The 26069-nt window shown below is 33.0% G+C and carries 23 protein-coding genes; 16 read left to right on the top strand and 7 right to left on the bottom strand.

The genetic code is table 11. The annotated features are described in order from the left end of the window. The first annotated feature begins 15 nt into the window (after positions 1-15). Positions 16-2661 (top strand): molybdopterin-dependent oxidoreductase, encoded by a 2646-nt coding sequence (locus tag MARIT_RS02015; protein ID WP_197706281.1) that lies wholly within the window; start codon positions 16-18, stop codon positions 2659-2661. Between the two features lie 252 nt (positions 2662-2913). On the opposite strand, the gene MARIT_RS02010 is transcribed toward MARIT_RS02015, so the two are convergent. Beyond that, positions 2914-3495, bottom strand: a complete 582-nt coding sequence (locus MARIT_RS02010) for a hypothetical protein (RefSeq protein WP_024740112.1) — start codon at positions 3493-3495, stop codon at positions 2914-2916. Between the two features lie 492 nt (positions 3496-3987). Here MARIT_RS02010 and gpmI point away from each other — a divergent pair, with 492 nt between their 5' ends. The 4 genes from gpmI to MARIT_RS01990 are packed head-to-tail and all read left to right on the top strand — an operon-like array spanning position 3988 to position 7662. Beyond that, positions 3988-5505 (top strand): 2,3-bisphosphoglycerate-independent phosphoglycerate mutase, encoded by a 1518-nt coding sequence (gene gpmI / locus MARIT_RS02005; protein WP_100210623.1) that lies wholly within the window; start codon positions 3988-3990, stop codon positions 5503-5505. Between the two features lie 10 nt (positions 5506-5515). Next, a complete protein-coding gene (locus MARIT_RS02000) occupies positions 5516-6046 on the top strand; it encodes a thioredoxin family protein (protein WP_100210622.1) in 531 nt (176 codons plus the stop codon). 29 nt (positions 6047-6075) lie between these two features. Beyond that, the gene (gene map / locus MARIT_RS01995; protein ID WP_024740109.1) at positions 6076-6882 is read left to right on the top strand and encodes a type I methionyl aminopeptidase; all 807 of its coding nucleotides are present in this window, start codon (positions 6076-6078) and stop codon (positions 6880-6882) included. A gap of 6 nt (positions 6883-6888) precedes the next feature. After that, the gene (locus tag MARIT_RS01990; protein ID WP_100210621.1) at positions 6889-7662 is read left to right on the top strand and encodes a class I SAM-dependent methyltransferase; all 774 of its coding nucleotides are present in this window, start codon (positions 6889-6891) and stop codon (positions 7660-7662) included. On the opposite strand, the gene MARIT_RS01985 is transcribed toward MARIT_RS01990, so the two are convergent. Together MARIT_RS01985 and MARIT_RS01980 are read right to left on the bottom strand one after the other, a co-directional pair. Then, positions 7652-8626, bottom strand: a complete 975-nt coding sequence (locus tag MARIT_RS01985) for an FAD:protein FMN transferase (RefSeq protein ID WP_100210620.1) — start codon at positions 8624-8626, stop codon at positions 7652-7654. The genes MARIT_RS01990 and MARIT_RS01985 overlap by 11 nt on opposite strands. Before the next feature lie 82 nt (positions 8627-8708). Further along, a complete protein-coding gene (locus MARIT_RS01980; RefSeq protein ID WP_100210619.1) occupies positions 8709-11969 on the bottom strand; it encodes a T9SS-dependent choice-of-anchor J family protein in 3261 nt (1086 codons plus the stop codon). Between the two features lie 247 nt (positions 11970-12216). Here MARIT_RS01980 and MARIT_RS01975 point away from each other — a divergent pair, with 247 nt between their 5' ends. The 11 genes from MARIT_RS01975 (at position 12217) to MARIT_RS01925 (ending at position 23740) form a co-directional block, all read left to right on the top strand. Beyond that, the gene (locus MARIT_RS01975; protein WP_024740105.1) at positions 12217-13062 is read left to right on the top strand and encodes an OmpA/MotB family protein; all 846 of its coding nucleotides are present in this window, start codon (positions 12217-12219) and stop codon (positions 13060-13062) included. A gap of 248 nt (positions 13063-13310) precedes the next feature. Then, positions 13311-13766 carry a 50S ribosomal protein L13 gene (rplM, locus tag MARIT_RS01970; protein WP_024740104.1) on the top strand — a complete coding sequence of 152 codons (456 nt, stop codon included), beginning with the start codon at positions 13311-13313 and terminating at the stop codon, positions 13764-13766. Beyond that, positions 13766-14152, top strand: a complete 387-nt coding sequence (rpsI, locus tag MARIT_RS01965) for a 30S ribosomal protein S9 (RefSeq protein WP_024740103.1) — start codon at positions 13766-13768, stop codon at positions 14150-14152. The genes rplM and rpsI overlap by 1 nt, the downstream gene beginning before the upstream one ends. A gap of 150 nt (positions 14153-14302) precedes the next feature. Next, the gene (gene rpsB / locus MARIT_RS01960; protein WP_024740102.1) at positions 14303-15061 is read left to right on the top strand and encodes a 30S ribosomal protein S2; all 759 of its coding nucleotides are present in this window, start codon (positions 14303-14305) and stop codon (positions 15059-15061) included. Positions 15062-15087: 26 nt separating this feature from the next. Beyond that, entirely contained in the window at positions 15088-16053 is a 966-nt protein-coding gene (tsf, locus tag MARIT_RS01955; RefSeq protein WP_024740101.1) for a translation elongation factor Ts, read from the top strand. Between the two features lie 111 nt (positions 16054-16164). Then, positions 16165-16875 carry a UMP kinase gene (gene pyrH, locus MARIT_RS01950; RefSeq protein ID WP_024740100.1) on the top strand — a complete coding sequence of 237 codons (711 nt, stop codon included), beginning with the start codon at positions 16165-16167 and terminating at the stop codon, positions 16873-16875. A 26-nt stretch (positions 16876-16901) separates the two neighbouring features. Beyond that, entirely contained in the window at positions 16902-17456 is a 555-nt protein-coding gene (gene frr, locus MARIT_RS01945) for a ribosome recycling factor (protein ID WP_100210618.1), read from the top strand. Positions 17457-17555: 99 nt separating this feature from the next. After that, the gene (locus MARIT_RS01940) at positions 17556-19931 is read left to right on the top strand and encodes an efflux RND transporter permease subunit (protein ID WP_024740098.1); all 2376 of its coding nucleotides are present in this window, start codon (positions 17556-17558) and stop codon (positions 19929-19931) included. Between the two features lie 237 nt (positions 19932-20168). Then, positions 20169-21602 (top strand): asparagine--tRNA ligase, encoded by a 1434-nt coding sequence (asnS, locus tag MARIT_RS01935; protein ID WP_100210617.1) that lies wholly within the window; start codon positions 20169-20171, stop codon positions 21600-21602. An 81-nt stretch (positions 21603-21683) separates the two neighbouring features. Continuing rightward, on the top strand, positions 21684-23141 hold the full coding sequence (gene rpoN / locus MARIT_RS01930; protein ID WP_024740096.1) for an RNA polymerase factor sigma-54: 1458 nt from the start codon (positions 21684-21686) through the stop codon (positions 23139-23141). Next, positions 23141-23740 (top strand): hypothetical protein, encoded by a 600-nt coding sequence (locus MARIT_RS01925; protein ID WP_024740095.1) that lies wholly within the window; start codon positions 23141-23143, stop codon positions 23738-23740. The genes rpoN and MARIT_RS01925 overlap by 1 nt, the downstream gene beginning before the upstream one ends. Here the strand turns inward: MARIT_RS01925 and MARIT_RS01920 are convergent. The 4 genes from MARIT_RS01920 to MARIT_RS01905 form a co-directional block, all read right to left on the bottom strand. Then, positions 23735-24406: a porin family protein gene (locus MARIT_RS01920; RefSeq protein WP_024740094.1), complete on the bottom strand. Its 672-nt coding sequence runs from the start codon at positions 24404-24406 to the stop codon at positions 23735-23737. The genes MARIT_RS01925 and MARIT_RS01920 overlap by 6 nt on opposite strands. 97 nt (positions 24407-24503) lie before the next feature. Next, entirely contained in the window at positions 24504-24974 is a 471-nt protein-coding gene (locus MARIT_RS01915; protein WP_024740093.1) for an ExbD/TolR family protein, read from the bottom strand. A gap of 17 nt (positions 24975-24991) precedes the next feature. Further along, positions 24992-25621 carry an ExbD/TolR family protein gene (locus MARIT_RS01910; RefSeq protein WP_024740092.1) on the bottom strand — a complete coding sequence of 210 codons (630 nt, stop codon included), beginning with the start codon at positions 25619-25621 and terminating at the stop codon, positions 24992-24994. 6 nt (positions 25622-25627) lie between these two features. Next, positions 25628-26068, bottom strand: coding sequence for a hypothetical protein (locus tag MARIT_RS01905; RefSeq protein WP_024740091.1), 441 nt, complete (start codon positions 26066-26068; stop codon positions 25628-25630). Position 26069 lies beyond the last annotated feature (1 nt).

Raw genomic sequence — 26069 nt, 5'->3', positions numbered from 1 at the left:
TAAAGAATCATTATAATGAACAGACGAAGTTTTCTAAAAAGATCAACATTAGCAACTGCAGGAATTACCATTGCTAGTAGCTTAACTATTTTTAGTTGTGATCATGTTTTTGATTCAGAAACAATATTAATACCTCATGCAAGCCACTGGGGGCCTTTTAAAGGAGTCGTTAAAAATGGTGTCCTCATAGGGGTACAACCACTAAAAGACATCGATGCTATGCCTACTGAAATGCTTACTAAAGGACTTATTAGTAGGGTATATGATAAAACTAGAGTAAAATACCCAATGGTAAGAAAATCTTACTTAGAAGGAAGAGGAAGAGATACCAAACCTCACCTAAGAGGAAAAGAAGAGTTCGTTAGGGTTACTTGGGCAGAAGCGCTGACCTTAACTGCTGATGCCATTTTACAAGTTATTAAGAAACATGGTAACGAAAGTATTTTTAGTTCTTCTTACGGAGGATGGTCTCACGCTGGCTTTTTAAGACCTAATGTGCTACAAGGGCGATTCTTTGGGCTTATTGGAGGGCAATCTATTACCAAAGGAGACTATTCTACTGGCGCTTCACAAGTAAGCCTCCCTCACATTATAGGTGATATTGAAGTATATTCTCCTCAAAGCTCCTGGAAAACAATACTTGAAAATACCGAAGTTTTTGTACTAATAGGATGCGATCCTTGGAAAAATAATAGGGTAGAATTTAGAGTTGCAGATCATCAAATGTACCCGAAGTGGTTGCAGTTCAAAGAAAAAGGTATTCAATTTATTTCTATAAACCCACATCGCACCACTACTGATAAAAAAGTAGCTGCTGAATGGATTAAGATAATCCCTAATACAGATACTGCTCTATTTTTAGCGATGTCTTACCATATATATGACCAAGGCTTACACGACAAAGAATACCTAGACAAATATACGGTTGGATTTGAAAAGTTCTTACCTTACCTACTAGGTAAAGATCAAGACGGAACACCTCCTAAAACTCCTAAGTGGGCCTCTGAAATTACAGGAATCAGCGAAAAAAAGATAATTGAAATGGCAATGTTATTTGCTCGTAAAAAAACGCAATTTGCTCCAAGCTGGTCTTTACAAAGAGCAGCTAATGGCGAAATGACCCATTGGGCTATTATCAACTTTGCTGCCATGCTTGGAAAAATCGGTAAAAAAGGAGAAGGCGTTGGATTTAGTTTTGGGTATGGCAATGGCGGAACCATACAGTCTGGAAAAAAAATTCCCTTAGGACTCTCGCAAGGAAGAAATCCCGTAGAAAAATTTTGCCCTGCATCTCGACTTACTGAAATGCTTGAAAATCCAAACAAGGTATTTAAAAGAGATGGTGGAACATTTACCTACCCTGATGTTAAGCTTATATATAATTCAGGAAATAACTTTATGTCTCACCAACCAAACACCAACAGGCTTATAAAGGCTTTGAACAACAAAGTAGAAACTATCATATGCCAAGACCCATGGTGGTGCGCTTCTGCTAGGTTTTCTGACATTGTTTTACCTGCAACCTCTACACTTGAACGTAACGGAATAACTTCAGGAGGAACTTATAGTAATGATAAAATCTATGCAATGAAACAACTTATTCAACCTGTTGGAGAAAGCTTAGACGACTTTGAAATATTCAGAAGACTCTCTTATATATTCGGTGTAGAGGAAGGTTTTACTGGAGGAAAAACAAATATGGAAATCATAAGAGAAGCTTACGAAAAATCCGACGCTACAATATCTTTTGATGATTTTTGGAAAAAAGGAGTCGCACACCTAGAAGTTCCTGAAAAATCTGGAGAATATGTAAGGCATGAAGACTTTATCAAAGATCCTGAAAAACACAAACTCCACACCAAAACGGGCAAAATCGAACTCTACTGTAAGTCTTTTGCTGACTTTGGTACACATTCTCCTATTCCTAAATATATAGAACCTTATGAATTTTTAGGAAATGCTAAAAAAGGACAATTGCATATTGTGAGTCCTCACCCCAATATGCGCTTGCACTCTCAAATGGCAAATGCGGAAATAAGAAAAAAAGAAAACGTTCAAGGAAGACAACATATTTTAATCAATATCAATGACGCCAAAGAACGTCATATTACAGATGGCGACTTGGTAGAAATTTACAATCATAGAGGCACCACTATTGCAGGAGCCAAAGTTACTGATGACGTAATGAAAGGAGTGGTTTGTTTAGAAGAAGGAAGTTGGTTACAATTAGATTCTAAGGGAAGGTGTAACAACGGAGCTATTAACATGCTAACCTCTACAAAACCCGCAAGCAACCTAAGCCTAGGAACTTCTAGTAATACTTGTTTGGTAACGATAAAAAAATGTACAGATGCTGAGAAAATGACCGCTTATGACCCTCCTAAAGTTATTGAAGACAAATACAGTTTTAACCCTACTGCCTTAGGAATAGCTCCACAAATAGAAAAAATGAAAGATCATTTTGCAGCTGCAGATATGGAACCTGGAGAACGTTTGTACTACAAAGCTTGCTCCGTATGTCATGCCCCACAAAACCCAAAAAGCTTTACCACTAAGCAATGGCACGGCATCATACAAAGTATGGCTCCAAGAGCTGGTTTAACCGCAAACGATAAAAAGCTAGTTTTAGATTTCTTGGAAAAACAAGCAAAAACAGAATAAGACTAATGCTATTCTGAAAAGAATCATAAACACAAAAGAGGCTGTTTGATTTTTTTCAGTTAATCTTTCTAATACATTAAAAAACCATCATTCTTTTAATCAAAATGATGGTTTTTACATACTATTTAAGTACGGCATCATAGAAAAATTTTCGACAAAAATTCTTTTCAGACAACTTCTTTTCCTTCCAAAGGATTTTTATTTATGTATCAATTAAAGCCACAGTATATTCAAAAAAGACAAAACTCGCAATCAATCGACTCTAAAAGAAATAATTGAATCTAATTTAACAACTACTTTATGCTCATAATAATGACAATCGTATCCTGCTCTGTTTGACTTTCTTCCTAACAAGAGAGTATAAGAAAAATCACTTAAACTATAGGCTCTTTTAGTTTTTAACGTAATTTCTAGCTCTAAAATATATTTTTTTAGATTAAAATCATACCTCAGAACGTATCCAAAACTATGAGTGCCACCAAACCTTACATCAATCAAATTTATGGATTTAGCTATTAAATGTGCTAAATCCTGATGATCTTCCAAGCCGCCATAAATTTTAGCCATTTCTTCATTTGTTTTCTCATATAATTTGAATTCACCATCTTCTAATTGCAATTTAGCAACATTATCAACAACCAATAAAAGTTTAATTTTATCTCCAATATTATAGTTATCCTTTAAAGGAGTAATAGAAAACCCTCCATTTAATCCAATAGTTCTTTCTATTGGAGTATCGCAAGGTTCGGGATCTAATGAAATACAAGAAGTATGGCTAATCATAACAAAAATTAACACATAATAGCCGATAAAGTATAAGCTTTTTTTAAACATATTTTTTTACATATTAATAGCGTTGCTATCCTACAAAGTTTAAAACACCAAGGTTAGAATATTTATATTGTAATTTTACTTTCAAATATAACTAAAAACTGATTTAGCACCATACCCCAACCAACTTCTAATAAAATTACTCTATTTTTTAGTACTAATATCATCAATATTGATCGCTACTTTTTCTTGGTACACTATTAAGAAATATTTTTTAAATCTCAAAAGCAAATTCAATTATTAACTAATTTCACTAAGAAGATTACTCAATATTAAAATAACAAGTGAAAACTCTTTTATGCAAACATTCCTCCCTACAACGAATTACCCTAACTTCCCTCTCCTTCTTTAAGCTAATTGAAAAAAATTAACATCAACTGAGATAAACAAAAGAAAAAAGAATTTTGATTTTGAAAACGCAGAATAACATTATATACCTATTTATATAAGCTATCCTTAAAATCTTTCTTACTTTTACAATTCAATTTTTTCTATATGAACAAGAAAGTAATTCTTATGATATTAGATGGCTGGGGGATCACGCAAGACCCTAAGGTATCTGCTATATACAATGCTAAAATTCCTTTTATAAATTCCTTATACCATACTTACCCTCATTCAGAATTAAGAACTGACGGGGAACACGTTGGGCTTCCAAAAGGGCAAATGGGGAATTCTGAAGTGGGGCACATGAATTTAGGAGCGGGACGAATTGTATATCAAAACTTAGCAAAAATAAACAAAGCAGTTAAAGAAAATACCCTTAAAGAAGAACAAACGTTAATAGATGCCTTTTCTTACGCCCAAAAAAATCATAAAAAAGTGCACTTTTTAGGCTTGGTTTCTGATGGAGGGATTCACTCTCACAGCAATCATTTAAAAGGACTTCTTACGCTTGCTAAAAACTACCAACTAAGAGACGTCTTTTTACACGCTTTTACAGATGGACGAGATTGCGACCCTAAATCAGGTAAGTTTTTCATCAATGACATCCAAAAGCACATGCAACAAACCACAGGAGAACTAGCTACAGTTACAGGTAGGTATTATGCCATGGATAGAGATCATAGATGGGAACGCATACAATTAGCTTACAATGCCTTAGTTCATGGAAAAGGCACAAAATCTTCTAATATAGAAGAAAGTATTACAAAAAGCTATGATGAAAATATCACCGATGAATTTATCAAACCCATCGTTATGGTTGATAAAAACAACACTCCTAAGGCTACCATAGAAAAAGATGATGTGGTTATTTTCTTTAACTTTAGAACAGATAGAGGACGCCAATTAACGAGTGCTCTAAGTCAAAAAGATTTCCCTGATTTTACCATGAAAAAACTACCATTGTACTTTGTTACTATGACAAATTACGATGAAACATTTCAAAACATCAATGTAGTGTACGATTCTAAAAATATCAAGAATACTTTAGGTGAAGTACTCGAAACTGCTCATAAAAAACAAATCAGAATAGCAGAAACAGAAAAATACCCACACGTAACCTTCTTTTTTTCAGGAGGAAGAGAAGAAACTTTTAGGGGAGAAAAGCGTTTATTATGCCCATCTCCAAAAGTTGCTACTTACGACTTAAAACCTGAAATGAGTGCTTATGAAATTAAAGATGCAATCATTCCTGAATTAAAGAAAGAAGAAGTAGATTTTGTTTGTTTGAATTTTGCAAATGGGGATATGGTTGGGCATACAGGTGTTTTTGAAGCCGCTATAAAAGCTTGTGAAACTGTAGATATTTGCGTCAAAGAAATTATTACTACTGCTTTAGAACACAATTATACCACCTTACTCATTGCCGATCATGGAAACTGCGAAACCATGATGAACCCTGATGGAACGCCTCATACAGCACATACCACAAATCCGGTTCCTTTGATCCTTATTGACAAAGAGATTACAGCTATCCAAAATGGTATTTTAGGAGATATTGCTCCTACTGTTTTAAAATTAATAGGAATACCACAACCAAAAGAAATGACACAGCATTCTCTTATTTAAAAATAACATCATGAAAAAAGTATTTTACCTATTGCTTTCTTTAGTAATTACCTCTTGCGTTGCCACTAAAAACAAAGTAGCTATCAAAAACCAAGACGGGGATCTCGTTGGAATAGCTACTAGAAATGACTTTAAAAAAGAACCTTTTGCTAGCCAATGGTTCAATGACTACTACGAGTATTACCAAACGGATCCAGAAACAGTTACTCAACTGAAGCAAAAATTAAATGGGATTACCATCAAAGGTTTCATGGGAACTTGGTGCGGAGATAGTCAACGAGAAATTCCTAACTTCTACAAACTTTTAGATGAAAGTGATTTTGATTTCAAAAAATTAGAACTAGTTACAGTCAACAGAAAAAAACAAGCCAATGGCTTAGAAAAAGGCTATAATATAACACATGTTCCTACCTTTATCTTTTATAAAGAAGGAAAAGAATTGGGAAGATTTGTTGAGCACGCTAACGAAAATGGAACCATAGAGGGAGATATTTTAAAAATAGTTTCAGGAATACCTTATAAACACCCTTATCAAAAATAAATGTAAATTTGCGCTTCAATTTTTTTAACATGATTAAAACGAAAACTCTAGAAGAAATAGCATTAATGCGAGAAAGCGCATTAATAGTTTCTAAAACATTAGGAATGCTTGCCAAGGAAGTAAAACCAGGTGTAACCACTTTATACTTAGACAAGCTTGCCGAAGATTTTATCAGATCTCAAGATGCAATTCCTGGTTTTCTAGGATTATATGATTTCCCCAATACATTATGCATGAGCCCAAACGCCCAAGTAGTTCATGGAATCCCTAATAACACCCCTTTAAAGGATGGTGATATTATTTCTATTGACTGTGGAGCTATCAAAAATGGTTTTTATGGAGACCATGCTTACACTTTTGAAGTAGGAGAAGTTGCTGAAGAAACTAAAAAATTACTGCAAATAACCAAAGAAAGTTTATATGAAGGAATCCGCCAATTTAAAGTAGGAAATCGTGTTGGAGATGTTGGTGCTGCCATACAAAACTACACTGAAAAGCACGGTTATGGAGTAGTTAGGGAACTTGTTGGTCATGGATTAGGACGCACCATGCATGAAGATCCAGAAATGCCTAATTACGGAAAGAAGGGGCGTGGAAAAAAATTCATTGAAGGAATGGTTGTTGCTATAGAGCCTATGATTAACCTAGGTACTCATCGAATCAATCAATTAAGTGATGGTTGGACAATCTTAACAAAAGATGGAAAACCCTCTGCTCACTTTGAACACGACGTTGCAATTGTTAACGGAAAACCTGAATTACTCTCTACATTTAAATATGTGTATGAAGCATTAGGTATTGAAAGTAACGAAGAGGATGAATTCCGCGCTAAATAAACGAATTTGAAAATATTTAAAACCATATTAAATACCATACCTCGCCCTATTTTAATTAAGGCTAGCTATTTTGTTCGCCCTATTATTTCTTGGTATTTAAAAGGGGATAATTTCACCGATCCAATAGATGGTAAAAGTTTCAAAAAACTTTTACCATATGGATATGGAAACCAGAGAGAAAACGCATTATCTCCCAGCACCCTCTCACTTGAAAGACATCGTTTAATGTGGCTGTTTCTACAGGAAGAAACCGATTTTTTTTCTGCTCAAAAAAAAGTGCTCCACATGGCTCCTGAACAATGTTTTTTAGATCGGTTTAAAGACTTAAAAAACATTGATTATACTACGGCAGATTTACACTCTCCTATTGCAGATGTAAAAGCAGACATTTGCAATCTTCCTTTTCCTGACAATTCTTTTGATGTTATTTTTTGCAATCATGTATTAGAACATATTCCAGACGATACAAAAGCAATGCAAGAATTGTATCGGGTTTTAAAACCTAAAGGAATGGGAATATTTCAGATTCCTCAGGACTTAAGCAGGGCCAAAACTTTTGAAGACAATAGCATTACTGACCCCAAAGAACGAACCAAAGTATTTGGACAATATGACCATGTTCGTGTTTATGGGTACGACTACTTCAAAAAGCTTCGCTCCATAGGCTTTAGAGTAGATGAAATCAATTATACAAAAAAAATCACTCCAGAAAAACTAGAGCGATTTGCTTTAATGAAAGGTGAAATTTTGCCTGTTTGCTACAAACCCGCTAGCACTTAAACCTAGTCACAACTCCTTCCTTATTAATATACACTAGAATTGCTTTTATATCAGGATTCTTTTCTAGAAAAGCTTTTGTTTTTTCAAATCCCATTGCCATGAAAGCAGTTGCATAAGCATCAAGATCAGCACAATCTATTGCTCCATATACTGTAGCACTCAATAAATCATTTTCTTCTGCAAAACCTGTTTTAGGATTTACCGTATGCACATACTTCTTTCCTTCTTTACTCACCCTAAACTTCCTATAATTACCTGAACTAGCCATAGATTCGTCAGACAATTTTATAAAATCAGTAATAGACCTAGTACCATCTGTATTAGGATTATCAACACCTATCGTCCACTTCTCCCTTTTTTTGTTATCTCCTCTCGTTCTAATTTCTCCTCCTATTTCTATCAAATAATTTTCTACTCCTTTACCTTCCAAAAACCTACCTACTACGTCCACCCCGTATCCTTTAGCTATAGAATTAAAATCTAAATAAACAGCCGCTGCCTCTTTTCGAATCTTTCTATTCACAAGAGCTACTTTATCAAAACCAACTGACTGCATTAAACCAGCTACCTGAGCGCTATCTAAATCTCTTTTTGCTTTTTCAGGACCAAACCCCCATGCATTTACTAAATCACCAACAGTAGGATCAAAATACCCATCTGTTTCTTTAAAAATTCGCTTAGACTTACTCATTATTTCTTCAAAATAAGCATCTACAACTACCAAGGAGTCTTTTTTATTAATTTTAGAAATAGCAGAAGTAGGAATATATGTTGACAATGATGCGTTAAATTCATCAAACAAGCTATCTATTTGCACCTTATAATTTTGCTTTCCTTTATAATTTACAATATAGCTAGTACCAAAAACCCCTCCAGTAAGTTTTATATAATTCACTCGGTTCTCTTGACACCCAGTAACTACAATTAAGAATACCAACAGCAACTCTTTTATTTTTAAGTCCATATTATTATATTAAGCAGCAATTTTACAAAAAAAAGGGAAATAATGAATTATTCCCCTCTTAAAACTAAGCCTTTCTAAAAAACTATTTCTTTATTATTTTCTTGACTAGTTTCTTATGATCTTTTGTTCTTATAACCAAAAAGTAAATTCCTTTAGGCAAACTACTAAAATCAACATTCTTTGCTTTTAGCCTTAACAGCTCTTTCCCTAGAACATTGTATATCCTAACATCTCTTAAAGACTCTTCTGTTTGAATTTTAACAAAATCTTCTACAGGATTAGGGTACACCTGTATCTTACTCAATAATATTTCGTCTTCAATTCCTGCCACAGCAGCTATAAACTTAGCAGATATAGTTTTATCTTCATCCATCATTATTACAATTGTTTCCTCTAATTTAGACGAATCTTCATTCCAACCATCAAAAACCCAATCTTTATCAGGAGTTGCCGTTAGCCTTACCACTGTTCCATAAGCATACGTTCCGTTTACAGGAGCTACATCTGCTGTTACAGCTCCATTTCCCATTAGATTCATCGTTAAGACATATTGCTTTTTACTAAAAAGCGCTGAAATAACTTTATCTCTATCCATTGCTACATTCAAAGGATTATTACTTCCACTAGCATCATCTCCCCAGCCCACAAAATAATACCCTTCATCTGGAACTGCTGTTAACTCAAGAGATATACCATGCTCATAAGTTCCGTTTACAGGAGCAACATTAGAAACAATACTACCTCCTTCAATAATATTGGTTGTTAACCTATATTTCTTTTTACTAAAAAGTGCTGAAATAACTTTATCCTCATTCATTTCTACATTCAAAGGACTATCATTCCCACTAGCATCTCCCTTCCAGCCCACAAAATAATACCCTTCATCTGGAACCGGTACTAACTGCACCACGCTTCCCAAATTATAAAACCCACTAGTTATCAATTGATCAATACCTGCCACTTTTCCATGAAGAGATCGTTCCAGTTCTAAATACACTTGCTTCTTATTGCTTTTAGAAAAAACAACAGCTAAAGGCTGGTTCTCTAAAATAGGCCCTACTACATTTCTCACACCATAAGGGTTAATTTTTCCATAAGGGTTTATTTTTCTATAAAGTACCCCTTTCGTTCCTTCATTATTTTCAACTCCAATTAACGCCCTCTGATAAACCCCATAAGGTTCTCTTACATGCAATTCACTTATCTCATTATTAATTTGTACAATGGCATCCCCATTTCTCTTCAAAATCAATTGAAAAGTAACCTGCTCTTTTTGCTCTCTTCTATTTACCATCTTATACCAAGTTACTACGAACTTATTCTCATACGATTTATAATAAACTTTTGTTTCTGCTGAAAAAATGTATTGCCACATACAAGCAGCTATAAAATTATTATGCGCATCTACCTTCGGGATTTCCTGATCTCCATCAATCAATGATCCTTCTCCAAAATGTATCGACCCATTAGAATTCACGAACACTTCACTCTTATTATAAGTATCATTATAAAATGGAAAATCAAAACCTAAAGAAGGTATTTTAAAATACCTATACTTGTAAAAATCATCTATTTGGTCCCAGTTTTTCACCTCTTCATGATTCTCTTGAATAGGATCAATCCATTCATAAGCAGGCTGTATAGGCGATTCGTTAGCCCCTTCTGTAGAATTAGCAAAATAATACCCTCCATAAATGGTATTCAAATCACCTCCTCCAAAATTTGGATTCGTTATTGTTTTTATTTCTAAAGATTCACAATTCTTAGCATCTCCTTTTTCGTTATACGGGACTATAGATACATAATACGTAGTATCATATTCCAAAATAGCTTCAGGCAAACTATAAGCACTCGTATTTCCTAAATCTTTTTCGTAAATATCATTTCCTTTTACAAGAGAACCTATACGGATTTTATATCCTGTAGCGTCAATATTCTTTCTCCAAGCAAAATCAGGGGTCAACGACTGAAGAACCATTTTATTTTCTCCAATTCTAATACCTGGTTCCGTAACCTCAACACATGAAGGTTCATTTGGAATAGGCTCCCAACGAAATTCCTCAATTGAAACAGTTATTCCACTTTCAGAAGCATTTTTTATAGCTATAAAGTTTTTAGCACTCGTCCCTATAAAATCAATTTTATACTCCTTATCTTGTGAGTGACTCTCCACAATAATATCATTTCCCATCTGCAAAAAAGAACTGCCTTTAAAAGCATTTGATACCGTTCCTATTCTTAAAATCCCTGGATTCGCACTTCTACTCTTTTTTATAGCCCTAAATCTAACTCGGTAATTATTCGTATTTATATTTGATAACTTAGGAGTTACTAAGATAACATTCTCATCAGCTCCTCCTTCTTTAATCAAATCCGTTTGCCCAGTCAACCAACCTCCTTTCACATCAGAATCTTTACTCAAATCATCTCCATCCAATATCTTACTCCAACAATCAGGTATTGTGTTAGTCAAATCTGATGCATCAAAATCTTCATTAATACTATCAATTGCTTCACAAAGCGTTTCAAAAGCATATTCATTCGAATAATAGCCATAAGCTCCATTACACTCTGATTTTACATAAACCTTATAACTTGTATTTGAAACCAATCCTCTAATTTCAACTTCATTTTCTATCACTTCCCCTTCGGCAATAGCATTCCCATTAAAATCATCATCAATTGCAACTACTTTATAATAGTATTTCTTTGAACCATTATTTTTATTCCAGCTAATTTTAACACCATCGGTATATAAAATTTCCATCTTCGTTCCATCTGGCACCAAACAAGGAATTTTTTCTTGAATTTTTATCTCATCAATAAATAGATCCGAAGCACTTGCTACTTTAAAACCAAAGTAGTAGTCGCCATCATCTTGAACAGTAAGTTCTCCTTTTCTTAACTCATACTCACCCAAATCAAATGTTCCTTGTGTAACCGGATCAAACACTTCCTCTAACAACTTCACATCCAAGTCATTTTCATCTTGCTTCTTCCCCATAGCAAAGGTAAATTCTATTGGGTCAGCATAATACGACCCTTTTTTCATCCAGAAGCTGTATTCATAGGTCTTCCCCTTCTTCAAAGAAACTCCCTTGGTTAGCAACCAAGCATCAACTTTATCCGACAGAGGTCCATCATAAAGACAAGTTCCCTTTCCATGCTTCTGATTCCAATTCTGCCATTCCCAACGAGGCTCCTTCCATCCTCCCGTTTTAGGTACTTTTTGCACCCATCCTTTTGGAGGAAACACGTTACTTTCAAATCCTTCGTAAAGTATTTCTTGTGCAAATACCGAGCAAACAAACAATAAGCTGAATGCTGTAATAACTTTTTTCATATTACGGTTAATTGATTATTAATAATTGGCAGCAAATTTACTTATTTTTATTAAATCTAAATAAGTATAATTAGAAGCAAATAACGATTTAGAAGATTCTTTTTATTAAAAAGGAAATCATATGATTTCTTTTAAAAGAACATCCATTATTTAGTATTTTCTTAAAATGCTCATAAAATATACATCATTGTATTTATTTATGCATTCATTTATTTACCTTTGTTCTACTTATAATTAAGGTTTAGACATGAAGAAAATCGCATTATTACTATCATTTACCATCATTGCAAGCTCTTGCGCCTCAAAAAAAGATTTAGAAGCTTTACAAGTTAAGCACGAAAAAACTAAAAAAGAATTATTAGCTGCAAATACTAATTTACAGAAATGTCTTATTGAAAAAGAAAGATATCAAAATCAAGCAAGTACGCTAGAAACTACTGTAGCTGATTTAAGAAAAGACAAAGAAAATACATTAAACCAAGTAGAAAACCTAACAGTTCTTACAAAAGGAGCTAATGATAATATTAAAGAAACTCTCTCACAACTAAGTAAAAAAGATAAGTACATTAATAAGATTAGAGCAGCTGCTTCTAAAAAAGATTCTTTAAACTTAGTTGTAGCCTTTCATCTAAAGAAAGAACTTCAAGAAGGAATTGACGATAAAGATATTGAAGTAAATGTTGAAAAAACAGTAGTTTTTATTTCTATATCAGATAAATTACTATTTAAAAGCGGAAGTTATGCTATCACTGATAAAGCATCAAGTGTTTTACAAAAAGTAGCTACTGTAGTAAATGGTCAGCCTGAAATGGACGTTATGATTGAAGGTCATACCGACGATACTCCTATTAACACTGCCGCGGTAAAAGATAACTGGGATTTAAGTGTTAAACGTTCTACCGCTATTGTAAGAGCATTACAAAATCAATATGGCGTTGCCCCTAGTAGGTTAATTGCTGCAGGTAGAAGTAGCTATGTTCCTTTAGTTTCAAACGACTCTCCTGCTAATAAATCGAAAAACAGAAGAACCAAAATTATTATTTTACCTAGACTCAATCAATTTTTTAACCTATTAGATCAAAAAGTTGAATAGTCATTATTGAATTATTTAAACAAACACTAAAAAAAGCGCATCAATTCTGATGCGCTTTTTTTTATTTCTATTGTATCATAGAAATAAACACCCATAAAATTAAGTAACTTACTACCAAAATAGCACTCTACGCTATTAAACAAATCTAACGAACTATTTGTTTGTTTCTCAAATAAATAATTGTACATTTGCAGACCTTTTTTAAGGACCAAAATAATTATTAATAAACAAAAACTAATCGTGTAATTATGAACACATTAAGTTACAAAACAGTATCAGCAAATAAAAACACTGTAAATAAAGAGTGGGTTTTAGTTGATGCGGACGGGCAAACGTTGGGTCGTCTAGCTTCTAAAGTAGCAAAGCTAATTAGAGGTAAACACAAACCAAATTACACTCCTCATGTAGATTGTGGAGACAATGTGGTTATTATCAACGCAGAAAAAATTAACCTAACTGGTAAAAAATGGACTGATAAGTCTTATATCCGTCATACAGGATATCCAGGAGGTCAGAGATCACTTACTGCTACAGAAATGTTCGAAAAAGATCCTACAAGATTAATCGAAAAAGCAGTAAAAGGAATGTTACCTAAAAACAAATTAGGTAGCACTTTATACAAAAATTTATATGTCTATGCAGGTACTGAGCACGGTCAAGCAGCTCAAAAACCAAAGGCTATTAACCTTAATGATCTTAAATAATGGAAACTGTACACAAAATAGGTAGAAGAAAAACAGCTGTTGCTCGTATTTATCTTTCAGAGGGTAAAGGAAACATCACAGTAAACAAAAAAGATTTAAACGACTATTTAACTACAGCTACTTTACAGTATAAAGTTAGACAACCTTTAATGTTAACAAATACTTTAGAATCTTATGACGTTAAAGTAAATGTTTACGGAGGAGGAGTTACTGGTCAAGCAGAAGCAATTCGTTTAGCAATCACAAGAGCTTTAGTTTCAATTAACGAAGAGCACAAAGCTATATTAAAACCAGAAGGATTATTAACTCGTGATCCTAGAATGGTTGAGCGTAAAAAATTCGGTCAGAAGAAAGCTCGTAAGAAATTCCAGTTCTCTAAGCGTTAATATCATTTTTTTGGGAACCTATCCCAACAAATTAAAAACGTTAAAGAACTGTTATTCAAATATTTTTAACAGTTTAGCATCTAAATACTTAAGACTCGAAAGACTACTTAAGTATTGCTATTAAATCAGAAAGTAAACACATTTATTAAAATGGCAAACGTAAACATTCAAGAATTATTAGAAAGTGGCGTACACTTTGGTCACTTAACTAGAAAATGGAACCCTAACATGGCTCCATATATTTATACAGAACGTAATGGTGTTCATATCATTGATTTGTATAAAACAGCTGCAAAAATTGAAGAAACTTCTGCAGCCTTGCAAAAAATAGCAAACTCAGGTCGTAAAATATTATTTGTAGCTACTAAAAAACAAGCTAAAGATATTGTTGCTGAGCAAGCTAAAGCAGTGAACATGCCGTATATTACTGAGCGTTGGCCTGGTGGTATGTTAACAAACTTTGTTACTATCAGAAAAGCCGTGAAAAAAATGGCTCATATTGATAGAATGAAGCAAGATGGATCTTTTGATGCTTTATCTAAAAGAGAAAAATTACAAATCAATCGTCAAAGAGAAAAGTTAGAAAAAAACTTAGGTTCTATTTCTGACATGACTCGTTTACCTGGTGCTTTATTTGTTGTTGATGTAAAGAAAGAGCATATTGCTATCGCTGAAGCTCAAAAATTGAACATTCCAATTTTTGCAATGGTTGATACCAACTCTGATCCTAGACCAATTGATTTTATTATCCCAGCAAATGATGACGCTTCTAAATCTATTGACAAAGTATTAAGCCACGTAACTAAAGCTATTGCTGAAGGGTTGGCTGATAGAAAAGCAGAGAAAGAAAAAACTAAAGAAGCTCCTGCTTCTAAAGTTGAAACTCCTGCTACAGAAGAAACAAAATAAAAATACAACAAAAAATATTAAGTGACATGGGAAAAATAAGTGCTGCTGACGTAAAAAAATTAAGAGAAGCTACCGGTGCTGGAATGATGGACTGTAAAAAGGCATTAGTTGAAGCAGAGGGAGATTTCGACAAAGCAATTGATATTTTACGTAAAAAAGGTCAAAAAATCGCAGCTAAAAGAGCTGATAGAGAATCAACTGAAGGTGTTGCCGTTACAAAAATAAATGATGACAATACAAAAGGTGTTGCTATTGTTTTAGCTTGTGAAACTGATTTTGTTGGTAAAAATGATTCTTTTAAAGAGTTAGCAAACCAATTTGCTGAAATTGCTTTAAATTATGATGACAAGGATGCTTTCCTTGCTGCTGATTTCGGAGGAATGACTGTTGCAGATAAATTAGTGGAGCAAACTGGTGTTATCGGTGAAAAATTAGACATCACTTCTTTTGAAAAGATTGAAGCTGCTTATGTAGGTGCATATACTCATATTGGTAAAATCGCTGCAATTGTTGGTCTTACTGAAGCAATAGATAAATCTGATGTACTAACTAAAGATTTAGCAATGCAAGCTGCTTCTATGGGAGCTACTACTTTATCTTATAAAGATTTTGATCCAGCTTTTGTTGCTGCTGAAACTGAAGCAAGAATCGCTGTTATTGAAAAAGATAATATCGAGTTAGCCAGACTTGGAAAAACTCTTAAAAATGTACCTCAGTACATTTCAATGGCTCAATTAACTGAAGAAGTATTAGCTAAAGCTCAAGAAGATGCTAAAGCTGAATTGAAAGCAGAAGGTAAGCCTGAAAAAATTTGGGATAGAATTTTACCTGGAAAAATGGAAAGATTCATCTCAGACAATACTACTTTAGATCAAGAGCAATGCTTGCTAGATCAAAATTTCATCAAAGATGAAAAGAAAAGTGTTGCTGAATATGTAGAGACTTATGGAGATGTGCAAGTGAAAAACTTCGTACGAGTTACTTTAGGGTAATAAACTCTTCTCAATTCATATAAAAACCACTCTAAAAAGAGTGGTTTTTTTTGATACAAAAAAATTAAACTCAAAAAAAATCCGTAGTTTTGCACAACTTTCAATAAAACTATGCAATACAAAAGAATTCTTTTAAAATTAAGCGGAGAAGCTTTAATGGGAGAAAGGCAATACGGAATTGATCCTAAACGTCTTTCAGAGTATGCCAAAGAAATTAAACAAGTAGTAGATAAAGGAGTAGAAGTGGCTATTGTTATTGGTGGAGGAAACATTTTTAGAGGTGTTGCTGGAGCTAGTAATGGTATGGATAGAGTTCAAGGTGACCATATGGGGATGCTTGCTACTTGTATTAATGGATTGGCCTTACAAAGTGCACTAGAAGCAGAAGGAATCTATACTCGTTTACAAACAGCTATAGAAATTAAAGAAATCGCGGAGCCCTATATCAAAAGAAGAGCAATCCGACATTTAGAAAAAGGACGGGTTGTTATCTTTGGAGGAGGAACAGGAAATCCTTACTTTACAACAGATACTGCCGCTGTTTTAAGGGCTATTGAAGTAAATGCAGATGCCATTTTAAAAGGAACTCGCGTAGATGGTATTTACAATGCTGATCCTGAGAAAAATAAAGATGCTGTTAAATTTGACACCATCAGTTTTAAAGATGTTATCGAAAAAGGATTAAAAGTAATGGATATGACAGCCTTTACTTTAAGTGAAGAAAACAAACTACCGATTATTGTATTTGATATGAATACTAACGGGAATTTATTAAAACTGATTTCTGGTGAACAAATCGGAACAGTTGTTGATAATCAATAAGCAAATCTTTATAAATACTTGAAAAGATGAACGAAGAAATTGAATTTATTATAGACAGTACAAAAGAAGCAATGCAAAGCGCAATTACTCATTTAGAAAAGGAACTGCGTGCTATTAGAGCAGGTAAAGCTACTCCTGCAATGCTAGCCAATGTAACTGTAGATTATTATGGATCTCAAACACCGCTAAGCCAAGTTGCTAACGTTAGTACTTCCGATGCTAGAACTATTACAATTCAGCCTTGGGAAAAGAATATGTTACAGGAAATAGAAAAAGCAATTATGATTGCTAATCTAGGTTTTAATCCTATGAATAATGGAGATTTAATCATCATCAACGTTCCTGCTCTCACAGAAGAACGTCGTAAAGAATTAGCAAAACAAGCAAAAGCTGAGGCTGAACATGCAAAAGTTGGTGTCAGAAATGCTAGAAAAGATGGAAATAATGACGTTAAAAAAACGGATATTTCTGACGACATAAAAAAAGACGCAGAAGCTGAAATTCAAAAACTTACAGATAGTTTTGTAAAAGAAATAGATGCTAAACTTTCTGTAAAAGAGAAAGAAATCATGACGGTATAAATCAATGATACCTATAAAAAAAAGGAGTGTTTTTTTAACACTCTTTTTTTTTCTAAAAACTTCATATTTAATTAATAACTTTACAGAAATTTTTTTTGAATGAACTTTTGGACTAAAGTAGCTGGACTCATCTTAAGAGGTAGATATATTATTTTAATATTAATTGCTATTGCTACTACCTTTTTGGTAACACAGATGAAATATATGCGCTTTTCCTATACGGAAGCAAATCTATTACCAGAAAATCATGAAGCCAATATCCAATACAACAAATTTCTAGAAATTTTTGGTGAAGAAGGTAACCTAATCATTCTTGGAGTAAAAGACACAACACTATTCACTCCTAAAAAATTTAACGCTTGGAATGCTTTAATTCAAAAAATAGATGTCGCTCCTGAAGTAGAGTTCTCTGTTTCTTTGGCAGATGTTCAAAAATTAAAAGCAGATAGAAAAAAAAGGAAGTTTATCACAGAACCTCTTTTTAGCAATTCTCCTTCTACAGAAGAAGAAATTCAACGTATAAAAAAACAATTATTTGAAAAGCTTCCTTTCTATAATAATTTATTATATAACGAAGAAGGGACTATTCAAACCGCCATCTATTTAAAAAAAGATATTGTAAACACTCCTGTTCGTAGAGACTTTATCTATGATAACTTAATCCCAACTATAGCAAAATTTGAAAAAGACAACCATATCGATATTCGAGTTTCTGGTATGCCATATATTCGTACAGTAAACTCTCAAAATATTGTTGACGAAATAGGAACTTTTGTAGGCTTAGCTCTTCTTGTTACCGCTGTTATTTTCTTTTTCTTTTTTAGATCGTTTAGAGCAACTTTTATTACTCTTTTGGTAGTAAGTATTGGAGTTGTTTGGGCCTTTGGCTTCATTGGCTTATTCCGATATGAAATTACTGTTTTAACTGCTTTAATACCTCCTTTGATTATTGTAATAGGAGTTCCTAATGCAGTATTCTTAATTAATAAATACCAACAGGAAGTAAAAAAACACGGTAACCAAGCAAAATCTTTACAACGTGTCATTTCTAAAATAGGAAATGCTACATTGATGACCAATATCACTACTGCTTCAGGGTTTGCCACTTTTGTTTTTGTAAAGAGTCAATTACTACGAGAATTTGGTATTTTAGCTTCTATAAATATTATCAGTATTTTTATTCTAGCTTTACTCATCATCCCTATTCTTTATAGTTTTATGCCTCTCCCTAAAAAGAAGCATTTAAACCATCTGGAAAAAAAATGGATTGACAACATTGTAAACTGGATGGAGGACACTGTTAGAAATAGAAGAATAGCGGTATATATCACCACCGTTTTAGTCATCATATTTGGAATTATTGGAGTATATCAAATACGTGTATCAGGTAGTCTCATTGAGGATATGCCTAAAGGAATGGATTTTTATAAAGACATCAAGTTCTTTGAAAAAGAATTTGGAGGAATTATGCCATTAGAAATTTTGGTAGATACTAAAAAAGAAAAAGGAGTAATGAAGCTTTCCACCTTAAAAAAGATGGAAAAAATAAATGAAACAATAGAAAGTTTTCCTGAATTATCAAAACCCGTATCTATCATTAACCTTGTTAAATACTCGAAACAAGCATATTACAAAGGAAAAACAAAATATTACCAGCTCCCTACGAGTCAAGAAAAAGCTCATATTTTTGCTTATACGAAAAACTCCACTAATAACTCGGGAATGCTAAAGAATTTTGTTGATTCTACAGGCAGATACGCTAGGATTACTACTTTTATGAAAGATATTGGAACAGATAAAATGGATATCATCCAAGATCGACTAAAAGCTGTTGTTGATAAAGAATTCCCTAAAGAGAAATATGATGTTACCTTTACTGGAAAAGCACTTGTTTTTATAAAGGGGACAAATTACCTTATTAAAAATTTGGTAATCTCTTTATCATTAGCCATTTTATTAATTTCACTTTTTATGGCATGGATGTTCCGTTCCTATCAAATGATTTTAATATCACTTCTCCCTAATATCTTACCTTTATTACTTACTGCTGGATTAATGGGCTTCTTTAACATCCCTATAAAACCATCAACCATATTAGTATTTAGTATTGCTTTTGGTATTTCTGTTGACGATACTATCCACTTTTTAGCTAAATACAGACAAGAATTACAAGCTAATAACTGGAAGATCCGTAAGTCTGTTTACAACGCTTTACAGGAAACGGGAGTTAGTATGTTTTATACATCTATCGTGCTATTTTTTGGGTTCTTGGTATTTACAGTTTCTAGCTTTGGAGGAACCATTGCTCTAGGAGGTTTAGTATCTGTTACACTACTCTTTGCTATGATTTCTAATCTTATTTTGCTACCCTCTCTCCTATTGACTTTTGAAAAGAAAATATCTAATGAAACCGTATTTAAGGAGCCTAAAATAAAAATCATTCCTCCAAAGGAAGAATCAAAAAAAACACATTAAAAAATTAGCTTGCCTAAACATATTTTAAGCAAGCTAATTTTTATAAGTAGCTTATCAAATACAAATCAACTCTTATTTCTACATCATAAAAACCTTTTATCAATCTTAAACTTTAAGTATTATAAAATTCTTTTCTTAAGAAATTTATAATAGAATTCTTCATTGCTCATTATCTACTAAAAAAGTATCTTTGCTCTTCACATTTACCACTTTGTGGTTTTATTTATTTATTTTAAGATGAAGAGAAGTACCGTAATCGAATTATTACAATCTGACAAATTTTTACAAGAAGTATACATAAAAGGATGGGTTAGAACATTTAGAAGCAATCGTTTTATCGCTTTAAATGATGGTTCAACTATTAAAAATATTCAATGTGTTATTGATTTTGAAAATTTGGATGAAAATCTTTTAAAAAGAATAAATACGGGAGCAGCTGTTAGTATTAAAGGTACTTTAGTAGAAAGCCAAGGAAAAGGGCAATCGGTAGAAATCCAAGTAAATGATTTGGAAATATTGGGAGATTCAAATCCTGAAGAATACCCTATACAGCCTAAAAAGCACAGCTTTGAATTTTTACGTGAAAATGCTCATTTACGTATTAGAACAAATACATTTGGAGCAGTAATGAGAGTACGCTCTGTCTTGTCTTTTGCTGTTCATAAATATTTCCAAGAAAATGGTTTTAACTATGTAAACACTCCTATCATTACCGGTTCTGATGCTGAAGGAGCTGGAGAAATGTTCCATGTAACAAATTTTGAAGCAAATAAAGCTCCTCTCACCGAAGAGGGCATGGTTGATTATACAAAAGATTTCTTTGGAAAAGAAACAAATTTAACTGTTTCAGGACAACTAGAAGCCGAAACATATGCAATGGCGCTAGGAAAAGTATATACTTTTGGTCCTACATTTAGAGCTGAAAACTCTAATACCACACGCCATTTAGCTGAATTTTGGATGATTGAACCCGAAGTTGCTTTTAATGATTTAGATGCTAACATGGATCTTTCCGAAGATTTTATAAAGAGTGTTTTACAACACGTTCTTGACAACTGTAAAGATGATCTAGAATTTTTAAACAATCGGTTAATTCAAGAAGATAAAGCAAAGCCACAAGCACAGCGCAACGAAATGACTTTACTAGAGAAGCTACAATTTGTTGTTGAAAATAACTTTAAAAGAGTTAGCTATACTGAAGCTATTGAAATACTGCGTAATTCTAAGCCAAATAAAAAGAAGAAATTCCAATTTCCAATTAATGAATGGGGAGCAGATTTACAATCAGAACATGAACGTTACTTGGTAGAAAAACACTTTAAATGCCCTGTAATTTTATTCGATTATCCTGCAAATATCAAAGCATTTTATATGCGTTTGAACGAAGATGGCAAAACTGTTCGTGCTATGGATGTACTATTTCCTGGTATTGGTGAAATGGTTGGAGGCTCTCAAAGAGAAGAACGCCTGGATGTTCTAAAAGAAAAGATGGCTGAACTAGATATTGATGAAAAGGAATTATGGTGGTACTTAGATACTCGTAAGTTTGGAACGGCTGTACACTCAGGGTTTGGATTAGGCTTTGAACGCTTAGTACAATTTACTACTGGAATGGGTAACATTAGAGATGTAATTCCATTTCCAAGAACCCCTCAAAATGCAGAGTTTTAATTTTTTTATAATATATAATAAAAACGCCATTCAGTACTGAATGGCGTTTTTATTATAACTCGATTTCATATATTTGTATTTATGTTAAAACAGAGTTTACAGTATAAATTACTTCAAAAATTATCTCCTCAACAAATTCAATTAATGAAATTGATTCAATTGCCTACGCAAGCTTTTGAGGAACGTTTAAAACAAGAAATTGAAGAAAATCCTGCCTTAGATACAGGAAAGGAAGATACTGATAATTTTGAAGATAGTTTAGCTGATGAATATGATGATACTGGAACTGAAAAAATTGACGCAGATGATATTAATATTGATGAGTATTTAAGTGACGATGAATATCCTAGCTATAAAACACAAGCTAATAACTATTCCGCAGATGATGATGACAAACAAATCCCTTATGCTGCTGGTACCACTTTTCACCAATCATTAAAAAGTCAACTAAACACTTTTAGAATAAATGAAGAAGAACGAACTATTGCTGAATTCCTAGTGGGAAGTATTGACGATAGTGGCTATATCCGTAGAAGCATCATTGACTTAGTGGATGACTTAGCTTTTACTCAAAATATCTTTACGACAGAAGAAAAAGTAGCACAAGTACTGTTAGAAGTTGTTCAAAAGTTAGATCCTATTGGGGTAGCTGCTCGCGATTTAAAAGAATGCCTAATTATCCAATTAAAAGCTAAAAAGCAAAAGAAAAGTATAGAGCTAGCAATTTTAATTCTAGTAAATGCTTTTGACCACTTTGTTAAAAAGCATTATAAAAAATTAATTGAAAAATTTAATATCTCAGAAGCTGAATTAAAAGAAGTCATTACTGAAATCGGAAAATTAAACCCCAAACCGGGTAGTTCTTATGCTGGTAGTAATAAAATTGCAGAGCAAATAGTACCTGACTTTACAATAAAAATTTTAGACGGTAAATTAGATTTGACACTCAATTCTCGCAATGCTCCTGAATTGCATATTTCAAGAGAGTATAACAATATGTTAAAAGGCTATCAGAATTCAAAGGAAAAAAGCAAATCTCAAAAAGATGCAGTTCTTTTTATAAAACAAAAATTAGATGCAGCCAAATGGTTTATTGATGCAATCAAACAACGCCAACAAACCTTACTTATAACAATGAATGCTATTATGCATTATCAGTATGATTATTTTCTTACTGGAGATGAGCGCAAACTAAAACCGATGATCCTAAAAGATATTGCAGATCAAATTAACATGGATGTATCTACTGTTTCTAGAGTTGCTAATAGCAAGTACGCTTCTACTCCTTATGGTACTAAGCTTATTAAGGAGTTCTTTTCTGAATCAATGAAAAATGATCAAGGAGAGGATGTTTCTACTCGCGAAATTAAGAAAATACTGGAAACCGTTATTTCTGAAGAAAGCAAAAAGAAACCTCTAACGGATGAAAAACTATCGGCTATCTTAAAAGAGAAAGGATACCCTATTGCAAGGCGTACCGTAGCAAAGTATCGCGAACAGTTAGAGATTCCTGTTGCTAGACTTCGTAAAGAAATTTAATGAAGTGGCATCAGTTTATATCAGCCCTACTACATCCTATAGTAATGCCTACTATAGGTATGCTACTTTACTTTGTACTTTCTCCTTTAAATATTAGCTATACACAACGATACACACTCCTTTGCATTGTTTTTATAGCTACCTATCTTATTCCTGCTTTGATGCTTTTATTGCTCAAAACAATAGGACACATTAAAAGCTATCAAGTAATCTCAATTGAAGAACGAAAAGTTCCTTTATTCCTTATGATGCTTCTATTTTTCTTACTAGGTAGAGCTTTTTATAATATTTATATCATTAGAGATATCAGTTATTTATTCTATGGAACAACTTTAGCACTAAGCGTTGTATATATATTCTTTTTTGCCAAAATAAAAATAAGCTTACATTTGCTTTCAATGGGGATTTCAATAGGCTACTTTTTAATTTTAAGCTTTCTTTACCATATTTATATGCTGCCTTTTGTGCTCATTTTCACACTTCTTTCAGGACTTTTAGCGAGTTCACGACTATACTTAAAAGCTCATACTTCCAAAGAAGTCTATTTAGGTTTTTTAATAGGTATCATTAGCGAATTAATTATTTTCTCTATCTTATAAAATATAAAATATCAATCCAAACTTCATAACTCGCGTATTGATATTTTTAGCTCCTACAATTGCTCTTTTAAACATTGGTGTAATTCCATAGTACATATAAAAATTAAACGCGCCATAACCTGTAGATAGGCTAAGCCCTATTTGCCATTTATTATATCTAGAAACATCTTTAAACGTTAGTATTTCTCCAGCTTCTTTATACCCAAAAGAGTTGCTAAAATTATAACTTATTTTGGCACCTCCGTAAACCCTCCAGAATCTATAATCTTTTACTGTTGATGTTCTAAAGCGAAACTCTAAAGGGAATTCTATATTATGTAACTTTAATTCATTAGAGAGCCGAATATTGTCAATATCAAAAATAATCTTATCATTAATTATCAAAATTTTATATCCATGATTAAAAGAATCAAAACTATATCCTAATCCAACTCCTATTGCAAACCTTCCTTTCCTATTAAAAGGAATATCTTTTATATATCCTCCAGAAAACCCATAAGAAAATCCACTATCAGAAACTCCTAATGGCTGACGATCTAGAATATTATATGTTACACCAAGATACAGTTGATCTTCCCAATATCTATCAACTAACTGTAGTTGTTTTTCTTGACTAATACACTTAAACACCACACTCATAAAAAGAAATAAAATAATCTGTTTCATTATAAAACTTTTATTAGATTATGATAAAGATAAATCTTTTGCATAAAAAAAGAGCAATCTTTTTAAAACTGCTCTTTTTTATAAAATCTTTTACAAATTATTTTTTGATCACATCTCCTTTGTGAGTTGACAAGCTTAACTTAAGAGCATTTACATCTCTTAATTTTAAACGAATATCAGTTAAAGTACCTACGTTTGATTCTTTATCTGCTTTTATTGATGTAGTCATAAAAGGAATTTCTGCGTCTGACTTGTCTTCTCTCTCTCTAATAATAAAAGAAGTTACGTCATCTGGAGTTCCTATTTTATCATTCAATTGAATTCTATTGTACCCTTTCCCGTACTTAGGATCTTTGGCTTTACCTACATAAATAGTACTAACTAAGCTTTTGTGCTCTAGTTTTTTTACTTCGCTAGCGCTCGGTAAACGTGGACTATCTATTTTTAAATCAGTTTCTCTCATGGTAGTAGTTACCATAAAAAAGAATAATAACATAAAAACAATATCTGGTAAAGATGCTGTTGACACTGGTGGCAACCCTTTTTTCTTCTTTTTAAATTTAGACATATTGACTGTTTTTATTATTAATTAGAACCTGTTGGATCTGCATCAGAAATAACTTGAGGATAACTATTTTTTATATCCTGAACCTTTTTTCTAAGGCTCTCGTCTTTTCTGTTACTATCTTTAAAAGCTTCTTCCAACTCTGTGTAACTCATATTATAACGCTCTTTACTTAGTCTATTACGCAACTCTGTATAAGCGCTTAACAATTCACTTTGTATTGCTACATATGTACCATATTCAGTAGCTCTATCGCTCTCTACTGAAATAATTGCCTTATTTGGATGATCTGAAGATTCTGGATCTCTAGCTCCTTTACAATAAGTACATGGTCCTGTTTCTACTCCATTTTCAACTTTACCGTTTCCTCCTCCATTGTCTAAAAACTTGATAGCAGCTGCTTTTAAATCTTTCAGCTCCATAAGTTCATCTTCAACTAATAGTTGGTTGTTACGGTTAATACTTACTTGAAAAATATTCTTTTCTTTTACGATTGGAGGAACAAAATCCTTTGGTGGTTTTTCAGCTAACTTCTTTGAGATACCTGAATCTACATCCATTGTAGTTGTTACTAAGAAAAATATAAGTAGCAAGAAAGCAATATCTGCCATCGAACCTGCATTAATTTCTGGGTTTTCTCTTCTTGCCATAATACTCTATGATTTAACTAATCCTTTTAATAAATCTAATACAAAAAACACTAGCCCCACAAAACCTAAAAGCAAGCTATATGTAATTCCAGTACCTACCCATTTAGAAGTAGCTCCAGCCTGTCCTTCCTTTAACACAACTCCTTGTGCGTCATAAACAGCAGCATCAGAAGCTGTAAAATAAGAAACTGCTAACACAACTGCCAAAATAGCCAACCCTACAAAGGTCTTTTTTAGAGCTGCTGGGTTCTTTAATAAGCTAATTAAAGATAGTAGTACTGTTACAGCAACTACTACAATTAATAAATAAAAAGCTATACTCACCATAAATGATGCCGCACTCGCCATCTCAGGAGTTCCTTCTCCTGCTCTTGCGACCATTATAAAACCTACGATACCTAGGATTGATATAATGGCAACAAGTCCTTTTAATATTTTACTGTCCATA

Source organism: Tenacibaculum maritimum NCIMB 2154 (assembly GCF_900119795.1).
GTDB lineage: Bacteria > Bacteroidota > Bacteroidia > Flavobacteriales > Flavobacteriaceae > Polaribacter > Polaribacter maritimus.
The sequence above is the reverse complement of the archived record's forward strand: the minus strand, read 5'-3'. Positions and strand labels throughout refer to the sequence as shown.

What these genes read in the sequence shown, in the direction of transcription:
- MARIT_RS02015 (WP_197706281.1), top strand. Translation starts at nt 16, where the DNA reads ATGAACAGACGAAGTTTTCTAAAAAGATCAACATTAGCAACTGCAGGA.
- MARIT_RS02010 (WP_024740112.1), bottom strand. Translation starts at nt 3,495, where the DNA reads ATGTTTAAAAAAAGCTTATACTTTATCGGCTATTATGTGTTAATTTTT.
- gpmI (WP_100210623.1), top strand. Translation starts at nt 3,988, where the DNA reads ATGAACAAGAAAGTAATTCTTATGATATTAGATGGCTGGGGGATCACG.
- MARIT_RS02000 (WP_100210622.1), top strand. Translation starts at nt 5,516, where the DNA reads ATGAAAAAAGTATTTTACCTATTGCTTTCTTTAGTAATTACCTCTTGC.
- map (WP_024740109.1), top strand. Translation starts at nt 6,076, where the DNA reads ATGATTAAAACGAAAACTCTAGAAGAAATAGCATTAATGCGAGAAAGC.
- MARIT_RS01985 (WP_100210620.1), bottom strand. Translation starts at nt 8,626, where the DNA reads ATGGACTTAAAAATAAAAGAGTTGCTGTTGGTATTCTTAATTGTAGTT.
- MARIT_RS01980 (WP_100210619.1), bottom strand. Translation starts at nt 11,969, where the DNA reads ATGAAAAAAGTTATTACAGCATTCAGCTTATTGTTTGTTTGCTCGGTA.
- MARIT_RS01975 (WP_024740105.1), top strand. Translation starts at nt 12,217, where the DNA reads ATGAAGAAAATCGCATTATTACTATCATTTACCATCATTGCAAGCTCT.
- rplM (WP_024740104.1), top strand. Translation starts at nt 13,311, where the DNA reads ATGAACACATTAAGTTACAAAACAGTATCAGCAAATAAAAACACTGTA.
- rpsI (WP_024740103.1), top strand. Translation starts at nt 13,766, where the DNA reads ATGGAAACTGTACACAAAATAGGTAGAAGAAAAACAGCTGTTGCTCGT.
- rpsB (WP_024740102.1), top strand. Translation starts at nt 14,303, where the DNA reads ATGGCAAACGTAAACATTCAAGAATTATTAGAAAGTGGCGTACACTTT.
- tsf (WP_024740101.1), top strand. Translation starts at nt 15,088, where the DNA reads ATGGGAAAAATAAGTGCTGCTGACGTAAAAAAATTAAGAGAAGCTACC.
- pyrH (WP_024740100.1), top strand. Translation starts at nt 16,165, where the DNA reads ATGCAATACAAAAGAATTCTTTTAAAATTAAGCGGAGAAGCTTTAATG.
- frr (WP_100210618.1), top strand. Translation starts at nt 16,902, where the DNA reads ATGAACGAAGAAATTGAATTTATTATAGACAGTACAAAAGAAGCAATG.
- MARIT_RS01940 (WP_024740098.1), top strand. Translation starts at nt 17,556, where the DNA reads ATGAACTTTTGGACTAAAGTAGCTGGACTCATCTTAAGAGGTAGATAT.
- asnS (WP_100210617.1), top strand. Translation starts at nt 20,169, where the DNA reads ATGAAGAGAAGTACCGTAATCGAATTATTACAATCTGACAAATTTTTA.
- rpoN (WP_024740096.1), top strand. Translation starts at nt 21,684, where the DNA reads ATGTTAAAACAGAGTTTACAGTATAAATTACTTCAAAAATTATCTCCT.
- MARIT_RS01925 (WP_024740095.1), top strand. Translation starts at nt 23,141, where the DNA reads ATGAAGTGGCATCAGTTTATATCAGCCCTACTACATCCTATAGTAATG.
- MARIT_RS01920 (WP_024740094.1), bottom strand. Translation starts at nt 24,406, where the DNA reads ATGAAACAGATTATTTTATTTCTTTTTATGAGTGTGGTGTTTAAGTGT.
- MARIT_RS01915 (WP_024740093.1), bottom strand. Translation starts at nt 24,974, where the DNA reads ATGTCTAAATTTAAAAAGAAGAAAAAAGGGTTGCCACCAGTGTCAACA.
- MARIT_RS01910 (WP_024740092.1), bottom strand. Translation starts at nt 25,621, where the DNA reads ATGGCAAGAAGAGAAAACCCAGAAATTAATGCAGGTTCGATGGCAGAT.
- MARIT_RS01905 (WP_024740091.1), bottom strand. Translation starts at nt 26,068, where the DNA reads ATGGACAGTAAAATATTAAAAGGACTTGTTGCCATTATATCAATCCTA.